17 protein-coding genes and 3 tRNA genes are annotated in these 14,918 nt (G+C 62.2%); 5 read left to right on the top strand and 15 right to left on the bottom strand.

Features of this window, described 5'->3' with window-relative positions; all coding sequences use genetic code 11:
- The first annotated feature begins 12 nt into the window (after positions 1-12).
- A complete protein-coding gene (fpr, locus tag NF616_RS00530) occupies positions 13-792 on the top strand; it encodes a ferredoxin-NADP reductase (protein WP_252270966.1) in 780 nt (259 codons plus the stop codon).
- Between the two features lie 145 nt (positions 793-937).
- Here the strand turns inward: fpr and tsaA are convergent, their stop codons facing one another.
- The 4 genes from tsaA to NF616_RS00550 all read right to left on the bottom strand — a co-directional run bounded on the left by tsaA (position 938) and on the right by NF616_RS00550 (position 2,874).
- Positions 938-1,630 (bottom strand): tRNA (N6-threonylcarbamoyladenosine(37)-N6)-methyltransferase TrmO, encoded by a 693-nt coding sequence (gene tsaA / locus NF616_RS00535; protein WP_252270973.1) that lies wholly within the window; start codon positions 1,628-1,630, stop codon positions 938-940.
- Between the two features lie 47 nt (positions 1,631-1,677).
- Complete coding sequence (locus NF616_RS00540; protein ID WP_252270977.1) at positions 1,678-2,088, bottom strand: VOC family protein; 411 nt, start codon at positions 2,086-2,088, stop codon at positions 1,678-1,680.
- A 55-nt stretch (positions 2,089-2,143) separates the two neighbouring features.
- On the bottom strand, positions 2,144-2,464 hold the full coding sequence (locus NF616_RS00545; protein WP_252270979.1) for a hypothetical protein: 321 nt from the start codon (positions 2,462-2,464) through the stop codon (positions 2,144-2,146).
- A gap of 152 nt (positions 2,465-2,616) precedes the next feature.
- Entirely contained in the window at positions 2,617-2,874 is a 258-nt protein-coding gene (locus NF616_RS00550; RefSeq protein ID WP_252270981.1) for a hypothetical protein, read from the bottom strand.
- 81 nt (positions 2,875-2,955) lie between these two features.
- Between NF616_RS00550 and NF616_RS21180 the strand changes: the two genes are divergently transcribed.
- A complete protein-coding gene (locus NF616_RS21180; protein WP_286674862.1) occupies positions 2,956-3,087 on the top strand; it encodes a hypothetical protein in 132 nt (43 codons plus the stop codon).
- Positions 3,088-3,334: 247 nt separating this feature from the next.
- On the opposite strand, the gene NF616_RS00555 is transcribed toward NF616_RS21180, so the two are convergent.
- The 3 genes from NF616_RS00555 to NF616_RS00565 all read right to left on the bottom strand — a co-directional run bounded on the left by NF616_RS00555 (position 3,335) and on the right by NF616_RS00565 (position 4,750).
- On the bottom strand, positions 3,335-3,808 hold the full coding sequence (locus tag NF616_RS00555) for a hypothetical protein (protein WP_252270984.1): 474 nt from the start codon (positions 3,806-3,808) through the stop codon (positions 3,335-3,337).
- Between the two features lie 100 nt (positions 3,809-3,908).
- Positions 3,909-4,367, bottom strand: a complete 459-nt coding sequence (locus NF616_RS00560) for a hypothetical protein (protein WP_252270986.1) — start codon at positions 4,365-4,367, stop codon at positions 3,909-3,911.
- A 95-nt stretch (positions 4,368-4,462) separates the two neighbouring features.
- Complete coding sequence (locus NF616_RS00565) at positions 4,463-4,750, bottom strand: hypothetical protein (protein ID WP_252270987.1); 288 nt, start codon at positions 4,748-4,750, stop codon at positions 4,463-4,465.
- Positions 4,751-4,896: 146 nt separating this feature from the next.
- Between NF616_RS00565 and NF616_RS00570 the strand changes: the two genes are divergently transcribed.
- The gene (locus NF616_RS00570) at positions 4,897-5,862 is read left to right on the top strand and encodes an integron integrase (RefSeq protein ID WP_252270991.1); all 966 of its coding nucleotides are present in this window, start codon (positions 4,897-4,899) and stop codon (positions 5,860-5,862) included.
- Positions 5,863-6,086: 224 nt separating this feature from the next.
- Here NF616_RS00570 and rimO read toward each other — a convergent pair whose 3' ends face one another.
- Positions 6,087-7,409 (bottom strand): 30S ribosomal protein S12 methylthiotransferase RimO, encoded by a 1,323-nt coding sequence (gene rimO, locus NF616_RS00575; RefSeq protein WP_252270996.1) that lies wholly within the window; start codon positions 7,407-7,409, stop codon positions 6,087-6,089.
- A gap of 203 nt (positions 7,410-7,612) precedes the next feature.
- Between rimO and NF616_RS00580 the strand changes: the two genes are divergently transcribed.
- Positions 7,613-9,511, top strand: a complete 1,899-nt coding sequence (locus NF616_RS00580; RefSeq protein WP_252271000.1) for a potassium transporter Kup — start codon at positions 7,613-7,615, stop codon at positions 9,509-9,511.
- 19 nt (positions 9,512-9,530) lie between these two features.
- On the opposite strand, the gene tcyN is transcribed toward NF616_RS00580, so the two are convergent.
- The 7 genes from tcyN to NF616_RS00615 all read right to left on the bottom strand — a co-directional run bounded on the left by tcyN (position 9,531) and on the right by NF616_RS00615 (position 13,427).
- Complete coding sequence (gene tcyN / locus NF616_RS00585; RefSeq protein WP_252271002.1) at positions 9,531-10,280, bottom strand: L-cystine ABC transporter ATP-binding protein TcyN; 750 nt, start codon at positions 10,278-10,280, stop codon at positions 9,531-9,533.
- Positions 10,280-10,948 carry a cystine ABC transporter permease gene (gene tcyL / locus NF616_RS00590; protein WP_252271004.1) on the bottom strand — a complete coding sequence of 223 codons (669 nt, stop codon included), beginning with the start codon at positions 10,946-10,948 and terminating at the stop codon, positions 10,280-10,282. Before tcyL ends, tcyN begins: the two co-directional genes overlap by 1 nt.
- Positions 10,945-11,742: a cystine ABC transporter substrate-binding protein gene (gene tcyJ / locus NF616_RS00595; protein ID WP_252271008.1), complete on the bottom strand. Its 798-nt coding sequence runs from the start codon at positions 11,740-11,742 to the stop codon at positions 10,945-10,947. Before tcyJ ends, tcyL begins: the two co-directional genes overlap by 4 nt.
- Positions 11,743-11,851: 109 nt before the next feature.
- Complete coding sequence (locus NF616_RS00600) at positions 11,852-12,850, bottom strand: D-cysteine desulfhydrase (protein WP_252271013.1); 999 nt, start codon at positions 12,848-12,850, stop codon at positions 11,852-11,854.
- Between the two features lie 118 nt (positions 12,851-12,968).
- Positions 12,969-13,045: transfer RNA gene (locus NF616_RS00605), tRNA-Met, on the bottom strand.
- 114 nt (positions 13,046-13,159) lie between these two features.
- A tRNA-Met gene (locus NF616_RS00610) sits at positions 13,160-13,236 on the bottom strand.
- A gap of 114 nt (positions 13,237-13,350) precedes the next feature.
- A tRNA-Met gene (locus NF616_RS00615) sits at positions 13,351-13,427 on the bottom strand.
- A 128-nt stretch (positions 13,428-13,555) separates the two neighbouring features.
- Between NF616_RS00615 and dinB the strand changes: the two genes are divergently transcribed.
- A complete protein-coding gene (gene dinB / locus NF616_RS00620; RefSeq protein ID WP_252271019.1) occupies positions 13,556-14,608 on the top strand; it encodes a DNA polymerase IV in 1,053 nt (350 codons plus the stop codon).
- The last annotated feature ends 310 nt before the right edge of the window (positions 14,609-14,918 follow it).

Raw genomic sequence — 14,918 nt, forward strand, 5'->3', positions numbered from 1 at the left:
GAGGACACCCGCATGAGCAACATGAACTCGGAACGCGTACTCAGTGTGCACCACTGGAACGACACCCTGTTCAGCTTCAAGTGCACCCGCGACCCGGGCCTGCGCTTCGAGAACGGCCAGTTCGTGATGATCGGCCTGCAACAGCCCAACGGCCGCCCGCTGATGCGCGCCTACTCCATCGCCAGCCCGAACTGGGAAGAGCACCTGGAGTTCTTCAGCATCAAGGTACCGGACGGCCCGCTGACCTCGCAGCTGCAGCACCTCAAGGAAGGCGACGAGATCATCATCAGCAAGAAGCCCACCGGCACCCTGGTGCTCGATGACCTCAACCCCGGCAAGCACCTGTACCTGCTCAGCACCGGCACTGGCCTCGCGCCCTTCATGAGCGTGATCCAGGACCCGGAAACCTACGAGCGCTTCGAGAAAGTCATCCTGGTCCACGGCGTGCGCTACGTGAACGAAGTCGCCTACCGCGAGTTCATCACCGAGCACCTGCCGCAGAACGAGTTCTTCGGCGACGCGCTGAAGAACAAGCTGATCTACTACCCGACCGTGACCCGCGAGCCTTTCGAGAACCAGGGCCGCCTGACTGACCTGATGCGCAGCGGCAAGCTGTTCCAGGACATCGGCCTGCCGCCGATCAATCCGCAGGACGACCGCGCGATGATCTGCGGCAGCCCGAGCATGCTCGACGAAACCAGCGAAGTGCTCGACAGCTTCGGCCTGAAGATCTCCGCGCGTATGCGCGAGCCGGGCGACTACCTGATCGAGCGCGCCTTCGTCGAGAAGTAAGCGCCAGTCGCCGCACCGCAAACCCGCCTCTCGGCGGGTTTGTCGTTTCTGGCCTCGGCAAATCCCTCTCCCGTTCATGAGAGGGGCAGGGCAGAGGCGTCCACCGAGGTGCTGTCGTTCCGGATGCAATCCGGGACCGCGCCGTTTACCCCGGCACCACCTCTAGCACCCGAATGATCCCCGGCCCGGGGTAATGCCAGCGCACCTGCACGTCCCACAGCAGCACACCGTAGCGGCGTTCCGGCTCGGGCACCTGATAGGCCGGGCGCGGGTCCTGGGCCAGGCACTGCTCGATCAGCTCCACCAGCGGCTCGCCCAGGCGCAGGGCGTGCTCGCCGGCCTGGTGCAGGGCCGCGTCGTCCCACTCAAGGGCGATCCGCGCGGGCGGCGAATCGGCGATGCGATTGAAGGCATCGGGCACCTGATCCGCGTAGGGCACGTAGGGTTTGATGTCCAGCACGGGGGTGCCGTCCAGCAGATCGATGCCCGACAGCCAAAGCCGCCCCGGCTCGATATTTTCCAGCTTCACTACCGACTGGCCAATGCCGTTGGGCCGGTGCGTGGCCCGGGTGGCGAACACGCCCATGGACGCGTTGCCGCCCAGCCGAGGCGGGCGCACCTTGAGCCGCGGCTTGTCCTCCAGCGCCTCATGAAAGAGGAACAACAGCCACACATGGCTGACCTGTTCCAACCCCTCGACGGCCTCGGCGCGGTCGAAGGGCGCCGCCAGCTCCAGCACACCGCGTGCGGCCGGGGCCAGTTGCGGCTGGCGCGGAATGGCGAACTTCTCCTTGAAGCAGGAGCGCAAATAGCCGATGGGAGCGACGGAGTAGGACATGGCGGCACGCGAGGCGAGAGACCCGCCCATGGTAGCGAGCGGCCGCCTCAGTCGGCCACCTCGTCATAGCCGCGCCCTTGCCACTGCAGCAAGCACAGCCCATGACCGAAGGGATCGCGCAGCACCGCTAGGCGCCCGTACGGCCTGTCCGTGGGCCCGCGCTCCAGCGTCGCGCCCGCCGCCAACGCGCGGGCCAGCGCGACATCCAGATCATCGACGACCACGTCCAGGTGCAACGGCGTCCAATGCGGGCCGTAATCCCGGCCCTGCTCGCTCTCGGCAACCGGTCGGCTACCCGCCTCCTGATGCAGCAGGTAGACCGGCACGGCCGCGCCCTCCAACTCCGCCACACCGCCATCGAACAGGTAACGCCGCAGACGCAGCCCAATGGCCCGCTCATAGAAGGCCAGGCCTGCTTGCAGGTCGGGTACGTCGAGGTTGATCAGCAGGTCGGTCATGGCTGGGGCTCGTGCTGGATATGTGACTCTTTATAAGCGGCAGTTGAGCGCATTGTTAGGCGCTGGGCCTCACATAAGTGCCGTACATACGTTCCATGTGTTTTTCAAACTCCATGCTCCCGCTGATATTCCAGAATGACGAGTCTACGGCTTGCAGCCTACAGCACTCAATTCCATTTATTAGCCCAGAAAAGCATCCATCAACTGTTTGATGGATTCCTGCATAAAGCTGCCAGAATTCTAGGTTTTTTATGCGAGCAGGCTCGGTTGAGATTTTTTCAATTTCTTGGGCCATTTCCCCAAGGCACCAATCTATTTGAATTTCCCACTCTTCGATTGCGAAGAATTTTTCTATATCGCATTTGAATACGACCATATCGAAAAGCTCTTCGTTATCTCCGTGCTGTCGGATCGAGATCATAAGCGCCTAACGGTTAAGCTAAAAGGCGAGCAAAAGCGCAGCTTTTGCGAGTCCAGTGAGCGAAGCGAACGGTGTTGAGCGTATTGTTAGGTCAGCACTTGTTTTGTTTACTCATAAATCGCGCATTCTTCTTTTTCTATGTCTACAAGCACGATGCTTGGACCATCGAGGATGCTGCCGCTCTTCGACCACTCAACTAGCACTGACCATTTGATATAGATTTTTCGATCTTTGCTATTTTCTGCTGTTAAATCAGGCTTGGCCCCTACGCATTTCCATTCCCATCCCTGAGTGCTTTGGGATGACAGAAACGAATTCGCTAGTGCTAGCGCTTTTTCTTCTGCTTCCGTATTGCTGATATGCATAACTTAAAGGGCCTAACGATTAAGCTAACGAGCGGCCAAAAGCGTAGCTTTTGGACGTCCAGCGAACGAAGTAAGCGACAGTTGAGCGCATTGTTAGATGGCACCTCCACGCTGCAGGTATTGGCCAAGTGCGATACTGGCGACGAAGCCGATGAAAAATATTACGCCTGTGCGCTGAATATAGCGCTGGCTTTTTGGCAGAAGCTTGGCTGACAGAAACCACCACGGGCTTACTGAGCCTAGTAGTTTGCGTGATGGATTGTTCTCGCGCTCAACTACAAAGGCAGCACACCAGCAGACCAAGAAGCCTGCCATAGATGCCAGAGCTGTGAATGATAGGGCGGTGCGCACGAAGTCCATTTGGTGCCTTCTAACGATTAAGCTAATGGGCAGACAAAAGCGCAGCTTTTGGCTGTCCAGCGAGCGAAGTGAGCGGCAGTTGAGCGCATTGTTAGAGCCGTTACTCGCCGCATAGTGCTTTGTAGCCAACCTGAATAGATACACCATTTATAAGAGTTCTGGCAAAGGACTCTACCTGCTCAAAAATGGGTAGGGCTTTGGCTCCAGTAACAATATATTCAAGCTGCTTCGTGGAGTAGAGCTGGTTTAGCAACTCCATTGCTCCTTCCTCTTCTGGCTTGAACTTTACGTGCGACAGCAAGCCTAGCTCTTTGGCTTTTCTATGGCATGCATGCAGGTCGTGGCCGTATTTTTTTGAGCGAAGCTCGCGAAGCTGTACACCTTTATTAAGAAGGTATGATTTAAGGCCTAGCTCAATAGAGTGCCCTATCAAATAAAGGCTTGGGATCGACGGGATTAGTTTTCTGGGGTTTTCAGTTGCAGATTGCACTTCAACTGCTTTTGCTGCGCCATAAAACTCATGAGCATAGCGAGCAAGACCAATCGGTGTTGTTCTCTCTGGGTTCTCATGCATGGGTAGTAGGCTCTAACGTTTGGTTAAGGGGCCGCGGTACGCGGTCCCGAGCGAGCGAAGCGAGTGGCTTGAACCAGTTGTTAGGCCTTCCACTCCAATGCTAGAGTTGCTCATAATTTAGTGCTACCCATAGCTTTGAAACCTCCTCCCTGAAGGCGCTCGGACAAAAACTGGCTACTGATATATTTGGAATCCAGTCAACATCATGGCTCAACTCAGTATCTTTGGTGAATCCAAAGCGAGCCCATTTTATTTCTGATTGAGTTGATATCTGCTCGGCAACGAGTACGGTGCAGTGGAAATCCATGTCGTCTGGGCATACTAGTAGCGGAACAATTACCGATTCACCAAGACGCTCCCAGTTATAGAGGCGCTCCCAAGCTAAATCGATATCAGCCCTAGATGTTAAGTGGCCGTGAACAAAAGCTAGGGGCTCACATAGTTCGTGCTTTACCCAACCTTTTATCCAGGTCTCAAAATATTCCCCGTTTATCCATAACACGGGATATCCCGCTTCCGCGTGCTCTGGCGGGTAGGAACCTGCAATGATGTCGAGCATTAATCTGCCTAACGATTAAGCTAAGGGGCCGGCTTCGCCGGTCCCAGCGAACGGAGTGAGCGCTTTGAGCGCATTGTTAGGTGTTGGCCTCATGCTTAGAGCGTGCAATAGGCTGAAGCAACTTGGGAGCCGTTGTCTTTAGTGCAAACCATTTTTCCCGGCGTGGAATTTTTATCACACAGCATCTCTGACCATTCTTTTTGCGACTGACACGAATCAAGATCTTTAAATCGGGCGGCAACAAAGCAGGATTTCTCACCAGGCGAGCAAATAACATATTTCACCGGCGTTTCACCTTTGGCGTTTTTGACGCCGTCGTCCTCTCCCGCTGTGCAACCGGTAAGAATTGCTAAGGCTGCAAATGCGTAACAGTTAATCTTCATAAACACCTAACTATAAGTAGACGACGCATGTGGCGTAATTTTTTACGCCACATGTGTCGCATAACGTTCCTTGTCGTCCGGCAAGTCCTTGTCTAGCCTACAAAACGCATCAGGAGATGCGATATCAGTCAAGGAGCAATAGCGACATGGATGACAAGCCCAAACTGCTCGATCAGGTGCGCGAGCAAATTCGCCTGCGACACTATTCGATTCGCACTGAAACTGTCTATCTGGAGTGGGTGAAGCGGTTTATCCGCTTTCATAAATATCGCCATCCTCAGGAGATGGGCGCGGCCGAGGTGGAGGCGTTTCTGAGTGATCTGGCGGTGCGCCGGGATGTCTCGGCATCCACGCAGAACCAGGCGCTGTCGGCGATTCTCTTTCTTTACAAGCAGGTGCTGCAGGTCGAATTGCCCTGGATGGACGGGGTGATTAGGGCGCGCAGGCCGCAGCGTTTACCGGTGGTGCTGACGCGGGAGGAAGTGGCGAGCGTGTTGGCGCAGTTGGATGGGACGCTTTGGCTGGTGGCCAGTCTGTTGTATGGCTCGGGTATGCGGTTGATGGAGGTGCTGCGTCTGCGGGTCAAGGATGTCGAGTTTGCTCGTTGCGAGATTCTGATTCGCGACGGTAAAGGACAGAAGGATCGGGTGACCATGTTGCCGCGCAAATTAGTGGCGCCCTTGCAGTTGCATCTGGAGCGGGTGCGGGCGCTACACGCCCAGGATTTGCAGGAGGGGTTCGGGCGGGCAAACTTGCCACACGCATTGGCTCGCAAGTATCCGAATGCAGCTGCCGAATGGGCCTGGCAGTTCGTGTTTCCTTCGGTCAACCGTTCTGCAGACCCGCGTTCAGGCGGAATCTTTCGCCATCATTTGCATGAGAAGACCATACAGCGAGCCATCCGCAACGCGGTGCGGCGGGTAGGGCTGCACAAGCCGGCCACGCCGCACACGCTGCGCCACTCCTTTGCCACGCATCTGCTCGAGAGCGGTCAGGATATCCGCACCGTGCAGGAGCTCCTGGGGCATTCGGACGTGAAGACGACGCAGATCTACACCCATGTGCTCAATCGTGGCGGCATGGGGGTGTTGAGTCCGTTGGATCGGGTGTGAGCTGGGGTGGGGGGCGTGGAGGCGTTATCGTGGCTGAAGCCACTCCTATAGGATGGGCCGGCCCTGGGCACTGCTGTCGCGGCCAAGGCCCCTCCTACGGAGCGAGCTGGTGCATCGCGGCTGAAGCGGAATGCCGCCCAGCCGTTCCCACTAGAGCTGCGGCTGGGATAGCCCTTGAACAAGAGGCCCCGCATTGCGCGGGGCTTCTTTTTATACCTTAGCGCTTAGACCAGCTCGGCCCAGAGGTCGTACTCGTCGGCGTCGGTGATGCGCACGCGCACCTTGTCGCCCGGCTGCACGGTGGTGGAGTCGATGAACACGCTGCCGTCAATTTCCGGGGCATCGGCCCAGGAGCGGGCGACGGCGCCTTCGTGGTCGACTTCATCGACCAGCACTTCGATCTCGGTACCGATCTTGCGCTGCAGGCGCGAGGTGGAGATCGCCTGCTGATGCGCCATGAAGCGCTCCCAACGGTCCTGCTTCACGTCGTCCGGTACCGGCTCCAGGCCCAGGTCGTTCGCCGGGGCGCCGTCCACCGGGCTGTACTGGAAACAGCCGACGCGGTCGAGCTGGGCTTCGGTCAGCCAGTCCAGCAGGTACTGGAAGTCTTCTTCGGTCTCGCCGGGGAAGCCGACGATGAAGGTGGAGCGAATGGTCAGTTCCGGGCAGATCTCGCGCCAGGACTTGATGCGCGCCAGGGTCTTGTCCTCGAAGGCCGGGCGCTTCATGGCCTTGAGCACTTTCGGGCTGGCGTGCTGGAAGGGGATGTCCAGGTACGGCAGCAGCTTGCCGGCGGCCATCAGCGGGATCACGTCGTCCACGTTCGGGTACGGGTAGACGTAGTGCAGGCGCACCCACACGCCCATGCTGGAGAGCGCCTCGCACAGCTCCTTCATGCGCGTCTTGACCGGCTGGCCTTCCCAGAAGTCGGTCTTGTACTTGAGGTCTACGCCGTAGGCGCTGGTGTCCTGGCTGATCACCAGGATCTCCTTGACCCCGGCCTTGACCAGGCGCTGGGCCTCGGACAGCACGTCTCCCACCGGGCGGCTGACCAGCCTGCCGCGCATGGACGGAATGATGCAGAAGGCGCAGCTGTGATTGCAGCCCTCGGAAATCTTCAGGTAGGCGTAGTGGCGCGGGGTGAGCTTGATGCCCTGCGGTGGCACCAGGTCGACGTAGGGGTTGTGGTCGACCCTGGGCGGGATCACCTCGTGCACGGCATTGACCACCTGCTCGTACTGCTGCGGGCCGGTGACGGCCAGCACGCTCGGATGCACGTCGCGGATGGCGTTTTCGGACACGCCCATGCAGCCGGTGACGATCACCTTGCCGTTCTCGGCGATGGCCTCGCCGATGGTGTCCAGCGACTCGGCCTTGGCGCTGTCGATGAAGCCGCATGTGTTGACCACCACCACGTCGGCGTCCTCGTAGGTGGGCACGATCTCGTAACCCTCCAGGCGCAGCTGGGTGAGGATGCGTTCGGAATCGACGGTGGCCTTCGGGCAACCCAGGCTGACGAATCCGACTTTCGGTGTGGCGGTGGACATCGGTGGCTAACCTCAAACGGGCGCTCGGGAGGGCGCCTCTGATCAAAAAGTGCGCAATTCTAGCGGCAGGTCGCGGACTTGAACAGCCTGGGCGGGCAACTCATCTAAGCTGTGCCGAGCGGCCTGTGCGGTTCTGCGATGGCCCTGGCTCGGGCCGCGCGACGGTGGCAGGATGCGCACCACTCGTCCGGATGGAGTCCTTCATGAGCGAAGTCGTCGCCGATCACGCCAAATCCTCCCATGCCTCGTCCGCCATCGGCCTGCTGGTCGGCGCGGTGGGCGTGGTCTACGGCGACATCGGCACCAGCCCGCTGTACACCCTCAAGGAGGTGTTCAACGGCGGCTACGGCGTGCAGGTCAACCACGAAGGCGTGCTCGGTGTGCTGTCGCTGATCTTCTGGTCGCTGATCTGGGTGGTGTCGCTCAAGTACGTGCTGTTCGTGCTGCGCGCGGACAACCAGGGCGAGGGCGGGGTGATGGCGCTCACCGCGCTGGCCAGCCGCGCCGCCTCCGCGCATCCGCGGCTGAAACTGGTACTGGTGCTGCTCGGGCTGTTCGGCGCCGGGCTGTTCTACGGCGACAGCATGATCACCCCGGCCATCTCCGTGCTCTCGGCGGTGGAGGGCCTGGAGATCGCCTTCGACGGCCTGGAGCACTGGGTGGTGCCCTTGGCGCTGATCCTGCTGGTGGGCCTGTTCCTGATCCAGAAGCACGGCACGGCGCGCATCGGCATTCTGTTTGGCCCGGTGATGCTGCTCTGGTTCGCCGCGCTGGGCGCGCTGGGCGTGTACGGCATCCTGCACCAGCCGCAGGTGCTGCAGGCGCTCAATCCGTACTGGTGCATCCATTTCTTCATCGCCCACCCGGGCATTGGCGTGGCCATTCTCGGCGCGGTGGTGCTGGCGCTGACCGGCGCCGAGGCGCTGTACGCAGACATGGGCCACTTCGGCCGCAAGCCGATCGCCCGCGCCTGGTTCCTGCTGGTGCTGCCGGGCCTGGTGCTTAACTACTTCGGCCAGGGCGCGATGCTGCTGGAGAACCCGGCGGCGGCGCGCAATCCCTTCTATCTATTGGCGCCGGGCTGGGCGTTGCTGCCGCTGGTGGGCCTGGCCACCTGCGCCACCATCATCGCCTCCCAGGCGGTGATCTCCGGCGCGTTCTCGCTGACTCGCCAGGCCATCCAGCTCGGCTACATCCCGCGCATGCAGATCCAGCACACCTCGGATGCCGAGCAGGGGCAGATCTACATCCCGGCGGTGAACTGGTCACTGATGACCGCGGTGGTGCTGCTGGTACTGGGCTTTGGCTCGTCCGACGCCCTGGCCGCCGCCTATGGCGTGGCGGTGACCGGCACCATGCTGATCACTACATTGCTGTCGGCGGCCGTGGTGCTGCTGTTGTGGAAGGCGCCGCGCTGGATCGCCATCCCCGCGCTGCTGGCGTTCTTCCTGGTGGACGCGCTGTTCTTCGCCGCCAACGTGCCGAAGATCGTCGAAGGCGGCGCCTTCCCGGTGATCGCCGGGCTGGCGGTGTTCGTGCTGATGACCACCTGGAAGCGCGGCCGCCACCTGCTGGTGGAACGCCTGGACGACAACGCGCTGCCGCTGCCGATCTTCATCTCCAGCATCCGCAGCCAGCCGCCGCACCGGGTGCGCGGCACCGCGGTGTTCCTCACCGCGCGCTCGGACGCCGTGCCCCACGCGCTGCTGCACAACCTGCTGCACAACCAGGTGCTGCACGAGCAGATCGTGCTGTTGACGGTGGTCAGCGAGGACGAGCCGCGCCTGGCGCCGGAGCGGCGCTTCGAGGTGGAGGCCTATGGCGACGGCTTTTTCCGGGTGATCCTGCACTTCGGCTTCATGGAAGAAACGGACGTGCCGGCGGCCCTGCGCCTGTGCCATCTGGATGCACTCGACTTCAGCCCGATGAGCACCACCTGGTTCCTCAGCCGCGAGACGGTGGTGGCGAGCAAGCGCTTCGGCATGGCGCGCTGGCGCGAGGCGCTGTTCGCCTTTCTGCTGCGCAACGCCAACAGCAACCTGCGCTTCTTCAGGCTGCCGCTGAACCGGGTGATCGAGCTGGGGACTCAGGTCGAGATCTGACCTGGGTGAGTGTGCGTCGCTAGCGTTCGACCAGGAACTTGCTGAGGAACTGGCGGGTGCGTTCTTCCTTCGGCGCGCTGAACAGCGTCCGGGCATCGCCCTGTTCGACGATCACGCCCTGGTCGATGAACACCGCGCGGTTGGCCACGTCGCGGGCGAAGCTCATCTCGTGGGTGACGATGACCATGGTGCGCTTCTCCTCAGCCAGGCCGCGGATGGTCGCCAGCACCTCGCCGACTAGCTCCGGGTCGAGGGCCGAGGTGGGCTCGTCGAACAGGATCACGTCCGGCTGCATGGCCAGGGCGCGGGCGATGGCCACGCGTTGCTGCTGGCCGCCGGAGAGGCGCTTGGGGTAGGCGTCTTCCTTGCCGCTCAGGCCGACCTTAGCGAGCAGCGCGCGGGCGCGCTCGACGGCCTGGGCGCGCGGCTCCTTCTTCACCTGTACCGGGCCCTCGATGACGTTCTCGAGGGCGGTGCGGTGGGGGAACAGATTGAAGTTCTGAAACACGAAGCCGACGTGCTGGCGCAGCTTGCGCACCAGGCCCTGCTGGGCCTTGAGCGGTTTGTCCGCGTCAATGGCGATACTGCCGACGGTTATCTGCCCGCCGCTGGGCTCTTCCAGCAGGTTGAGGCAGCGCAGCAGGGTGGTCTTGCCCGAGCCGCTGGGGCCGATGATGGCCACCACTTCGCCGGGCGCGACGTCCAGGTCGATGCCCTTGAGTACTTCCTGGCCCTTGAAGGCCTTTCTCAGGTTGCGGACGGAAATCATCAGGAGTCCTGCTCGTGCCGGTTGACCCGCGCCTCCAGGCGCGACTGGAAGTGCGCGAGGATGCTGGCCAGCACCCAGTAGATCAGCGCGGCGGCTAGGTACATGGTGAAGATCTCGAAGGTGCGCGCGGTGATCAGCTGTGCCTGGCGGAACAGTTCCGGTACCTGGATGGTGGCGGCCAGGGCGGTGTCCTTGACCAGCGAGATGAAGCTGTTGCCCAGTGGCGGCAGCGCGGTGCGCGCGGCCTGGGGCAGGATGGCGCGGTACAGGGTCTGCGCCTTGCCCATTCCGATGCTCGCCGCCGCCTCCCACTGACCGCGGTCGATGGAGGCGATGGCGGCGCGCAGAATCTCGGAGGTATACGCGCCCATGTTCAGCGAGAAGCCGATCAGGGCGGCGGTCAGCGGCTCCAGCTGGAGACCCAGCTGGGGCAGGCCGTAATAGATCATGAACAGCTGGACCAGCAGCGGCGTGCCGCGGAAGAACGAGACGTAGATCCGCGACAGCCACTGCAGCGGCCAGTAGCCGTACAGCCGCAGCAGGGCCAGGGCGAAGCCGAGCAGCAGTCCGAAGAACATGCCGCCCAGGCTCAGTACCACGGTCCATATCGTGCCCTTCAGCAGGAAGGGCAGGGAGTCCAGCGCGAGCTGCAGGCTGCTTTCGATCATTGGGTGACGTCAGCCTTGAACCACTTTTCCGACAGTTGCTTGAGGGTGCCGTCGGCCTTCAGCTTGGCGATGGCCTTGTCGATGGCCGCCAGCAGCTCGGGGTTGCCCTTGCGCAGCGCCACGCCCGACTCCTGGCGGGAGAAGGCGTCGCCGGCCACGGCCAGGCGGCCGCCGGTCTTCTCGACCATCTCGAAGGCGGCCAGGCGATCCACCAGGATCACGTCGATGCGGCCCACGGCCAGGTCCTGGAACTTAGTCGGGTCGTCGTCGTAGGTGCGGATGTCGGCCTGCGGCACGTTTTCCTTCAGCCACTGCTCGTAGTTGGTACCGAGGCCCACGCCGACCTTCTTGCCGGCCAGGTCCTGGGCGCTCTTGATGCTGTCGCCGTCAGCCTTGCGGGTCAGCGCCTGAATGCCGGAGACGGTGTAAGGGGTGGAGAAGTCGTACTTCTGCTTGCGCTCTTCGGAGATGGTCACCTGGTTGATCACCACGTCGAGGCGCTTGGACTCCAGGGCGGCGAGGATGCCGTCCCACTTGGTCGGCTGGAATTCGGCGCTGACGCCCAGCTCCTTGGCCAGGGCCTGGGCGAACTCGACCTCGAAGCCGGTCAGCTTGCCGCTCTCGTCCTGGTAGTTGAAGGGCGGATAGGTGCCTTCAAGGCCGACCTTGATCGCGCCCTCGGACTTGATCTCGTCTAGCAGGTCGGCGGCGAAGCTCGGGGTGGCCAGGCCGGCGCCGAGCATGAGGGTCAGGCTGCCGAGGAGGAAATGGCGACGCAGTGTGGAGAATGTCATGGGATGCCTCTTGTCGTTGGGCTGTGGTGGGCCACTTTAGGGGCTAAATTTTATTCCACAAAATAATCAAAGTTTCTCTTTGGCTTCGATTGCGGAATAAGCCGCGTGTTCAGATCGCTTCTGGATGATAGGCGAACAATGCCGGCGCACCGCCGGTATGCAGGAACAGCAGCGGCCCGCTGCCGGCGAAGGCGCCGCGGGCCAGCCCGTCGAGCAGCCCGGCGAAGGCCTTGCCGGTGTACACCGGGTCGAGCAGCACGCCCTCCAGACCGGCCAGCAGGCGGATCGCCTCCAGAGTGGCAGCGTTCGGCTCGCCGTAGCGCGGCGCGAAGTAGCCATCCCAGAGTTCGATCTGCAGCGCGGCCGGCACGTCTACCTCGAGCAGCTCGGCGGTGCGTTGCAGCAGACCTTCCACCTTGGGTCGCTGGGTGGCGTCGGGGCGCGACACGGTGACGCCGACCACCCGCGTGCCTGGGCGCGCCTCCTCCAGCGCCAAGGCCAAGCCGCTGTGGGTGCCGGCGCTGCCGGAGGCCAGCACCACGGCGGCGAACGCCTGGCCGCTGCGTTCGATCTGCTCGGCCAGCTCCAGACCTGCACGCACGTAGCCCAGCGCACCGAGGGCGTTGGAGCCGCCGATGGGCACCAGGTAGGGCTTGCGGCCGGCGGCACGCAGGCGCTCGCAGGCGTCGTCGAGCAACTGCTCGGCGTTGTCCAGGTTGGCGACCAGCTCGGTTTCGGCGCCGAACAGCTCGAGCAGCAGGCGGTTGCCGTTGGAGAGGTAGTTGCGGTCGACGGTGCCGATCGGGTTTTCCAGCAGGGCCAGGCAACCCAGGCCGAGTTTGGCGGCGACGGCAGCGGTCTGGCGCACATGGTTGGACTGGATGGCGCCGGCGGTGACCAGCACATCGGCGCCCTGGGTCAGGGCGTCGGCGGCGAGAAATTCCAGTTTGCGTGCCTTGTTGCCGCCCAAGGCCAGCGGGGTGAGGTCGTCGCGCTTGATCCAGATGTCGCGGCCCAGGTGCTGCGAGAGGCGCGGCAGGTGTTCCAGCGGCGTGGCAGTGGGGATCAGTTCGAGGCGGGGAAAGCGGGCGAGAGCTTGACGCAGCATGCAGGCGGACCGGAATGGGAAAGCTGTCACTCTAGTCAGTTGCGCGGCTGCTCGGCAATTAACGCCGCACAAAAGAAAACGCCTCGATCGGTTTCCCCATCGAGGCGTTTCTTGAATCTGGTTGCGGGAGCCGGATTTGAACCGACGACCTTCGGGTTATGAGCCCGACGAGCTACCAGACTGCTCCATCCCGCGGCGGCCATTCTACTCAGGGACGGGTTTGTGTCAATCGATTTTTGCTTTTTAATCAATTAGATAAATCGTAGGCAAGAAAAAAGGCCACTCGTTTGAGTGGCCTTCTTCTGAATCTGGTTGCGGGAGCCGGATTTGAACCGACGACCTTCGGGTTATGAGCCCGACGAGCTACCAGACTGCTCCATCCCGCGGCGGCCATTCTACTCAGGGACGGGTTTGTGTCAATCGATTTTTGCTTTTTAATCAATTAGATAAATCGTAGGCAAGAAAAAAGGCCACTCGTTTGAGTGGCCTTCTTCTGAATCTGGTTGCGGGAGCCGGATTTGAACCGACGACCTTCGGGTTATGAGCCCGACGAGCTACCAGACTGCTCCATCCCGCGGCGGCCATTCTACTGGCGAAAGCCGGGCTGTCAACCGCTAGGTCAGAAAAAACTGTTTTTCCTTCAGATGCTTAGCGCGGGGCGGATGGTAGAATTCGGGGCCCAGGGCAGGCCGGACGGGGCTTGGCGTGCGAAAGATCATCCACATCGACTGCGACTGCTTCTACGCCGCCATCGAGATGCGCGACGACCCGCGTTTGGCCGGTCGCCCGCTGGCGGTGGGCGGCGCCGCGGACCGGCGCGGGGTGGTCGCCACCTGCAATTACGAGGCACGGGCCTGGGGCGTGCGCTCGGCCATGCCGATGGGCCAGGCGCTCAAACTGTGCCCGGACCTGCAGGTGGTGCGTCCGCGCATGGACGCCTACAAGGCGGTGTCGCGGGAGATCCACGCGATCTTCCGCGACTACACCGAGGTCATCGAGCCGCTGTCACTGGACGAGGCCTACCTGGACGTCTCCGCCAGCCCGCACTTCGAGGGCAGCGCCACGCGCATCGCCCAGGACATCCGCCGGCGGGTATCGCAGGAGCTGCACATTACGGTGTCCGCCGGGGTGGCGCCGAACAAGTTCCTGGCCAAGATCGCCAGCGACTGGCGCAAGCCCAACGGGCTGTTCGTCATCACCCCGGATCAGGTCGAAGAGTTCGTCGCCGCGCTGCCGGTGAGCAAGCTGCACGGGGTGGGCAAGGTCACGGCGAGCAAGATGGAGCGGCTGGGCATCGTCAGCTGCTTCGACCTGCGCGACTGGAGCAAGCTGGCGCTGGCCCGGGAATTCGGCAGCTTCGGCGAGCGTCTGTGGAACTTGGCCCGCGGCATCGACGAGCGCGTGGTGCAGGTGGACAGCCGACGCCAGTCGGTGAGCGTGGAGAACACCTTCGACAAGGACCTGCCGGACCTGGCCGCCTGCCTGGAACAGCTGCCGGAGCTGCTGCAGCAGCTCGACACGCGCATGGCACGGCTGGATGCCAGCTACCGGCCGGACAAGCCCTTCGTGAAGATCAAATTCCATGACTTCAGCCAGACCACGCTGGAACAGGCCGGCGCCCGTCGAGACCTGGAGAGCTACCAGCGCCTGTTGAGCGCCGCCTTCGCCCGAGGCGGCAAGCCAGTGCGCCTGCTCGGAGTGGGGGTGCGGCTGCTGGATCTGCGCGGGGGGCATGAGCAGCTGGAGTTGTTCGAGTAGCCGGTCGGGCTGCTGCGTGCCTCTTACTCACAGGAAGGGCTATGGTCCGCGCCCTCTCCCTGGCCCTCTCCCGTGAACGGGAGAGGGGACGGTGGCGTTAGGCTCGAGTAGTCCCGCGGCCGCGAGTGTGCGGCACGGTTTTCCCGGATTGCATCCGGGCTACGGGCGTCGATGCCCCTCTCCCACTTGTGGGAGAGGGGTTAGGGGAGAGGGCAAAAGTTCGCGGCCTTCCTTAATCCTCTTCCGTGAGCGGGAGAGGCGGTGGCGTCGGGGCTTAAGTAGTCTCGCGGCTGCGAGTGCGCGACACGGT

Origin of the sequence: Pseudomonas subflava (assembly GCF_023823685.1) — a bacterium.
Lineage (GTDB): Bacteria > Pseudomonadota > Gammaproteobacteria > Pseudomonadales > Pseudomonadaceae > Aquipseudomonas > Aquipseudomonas subflava.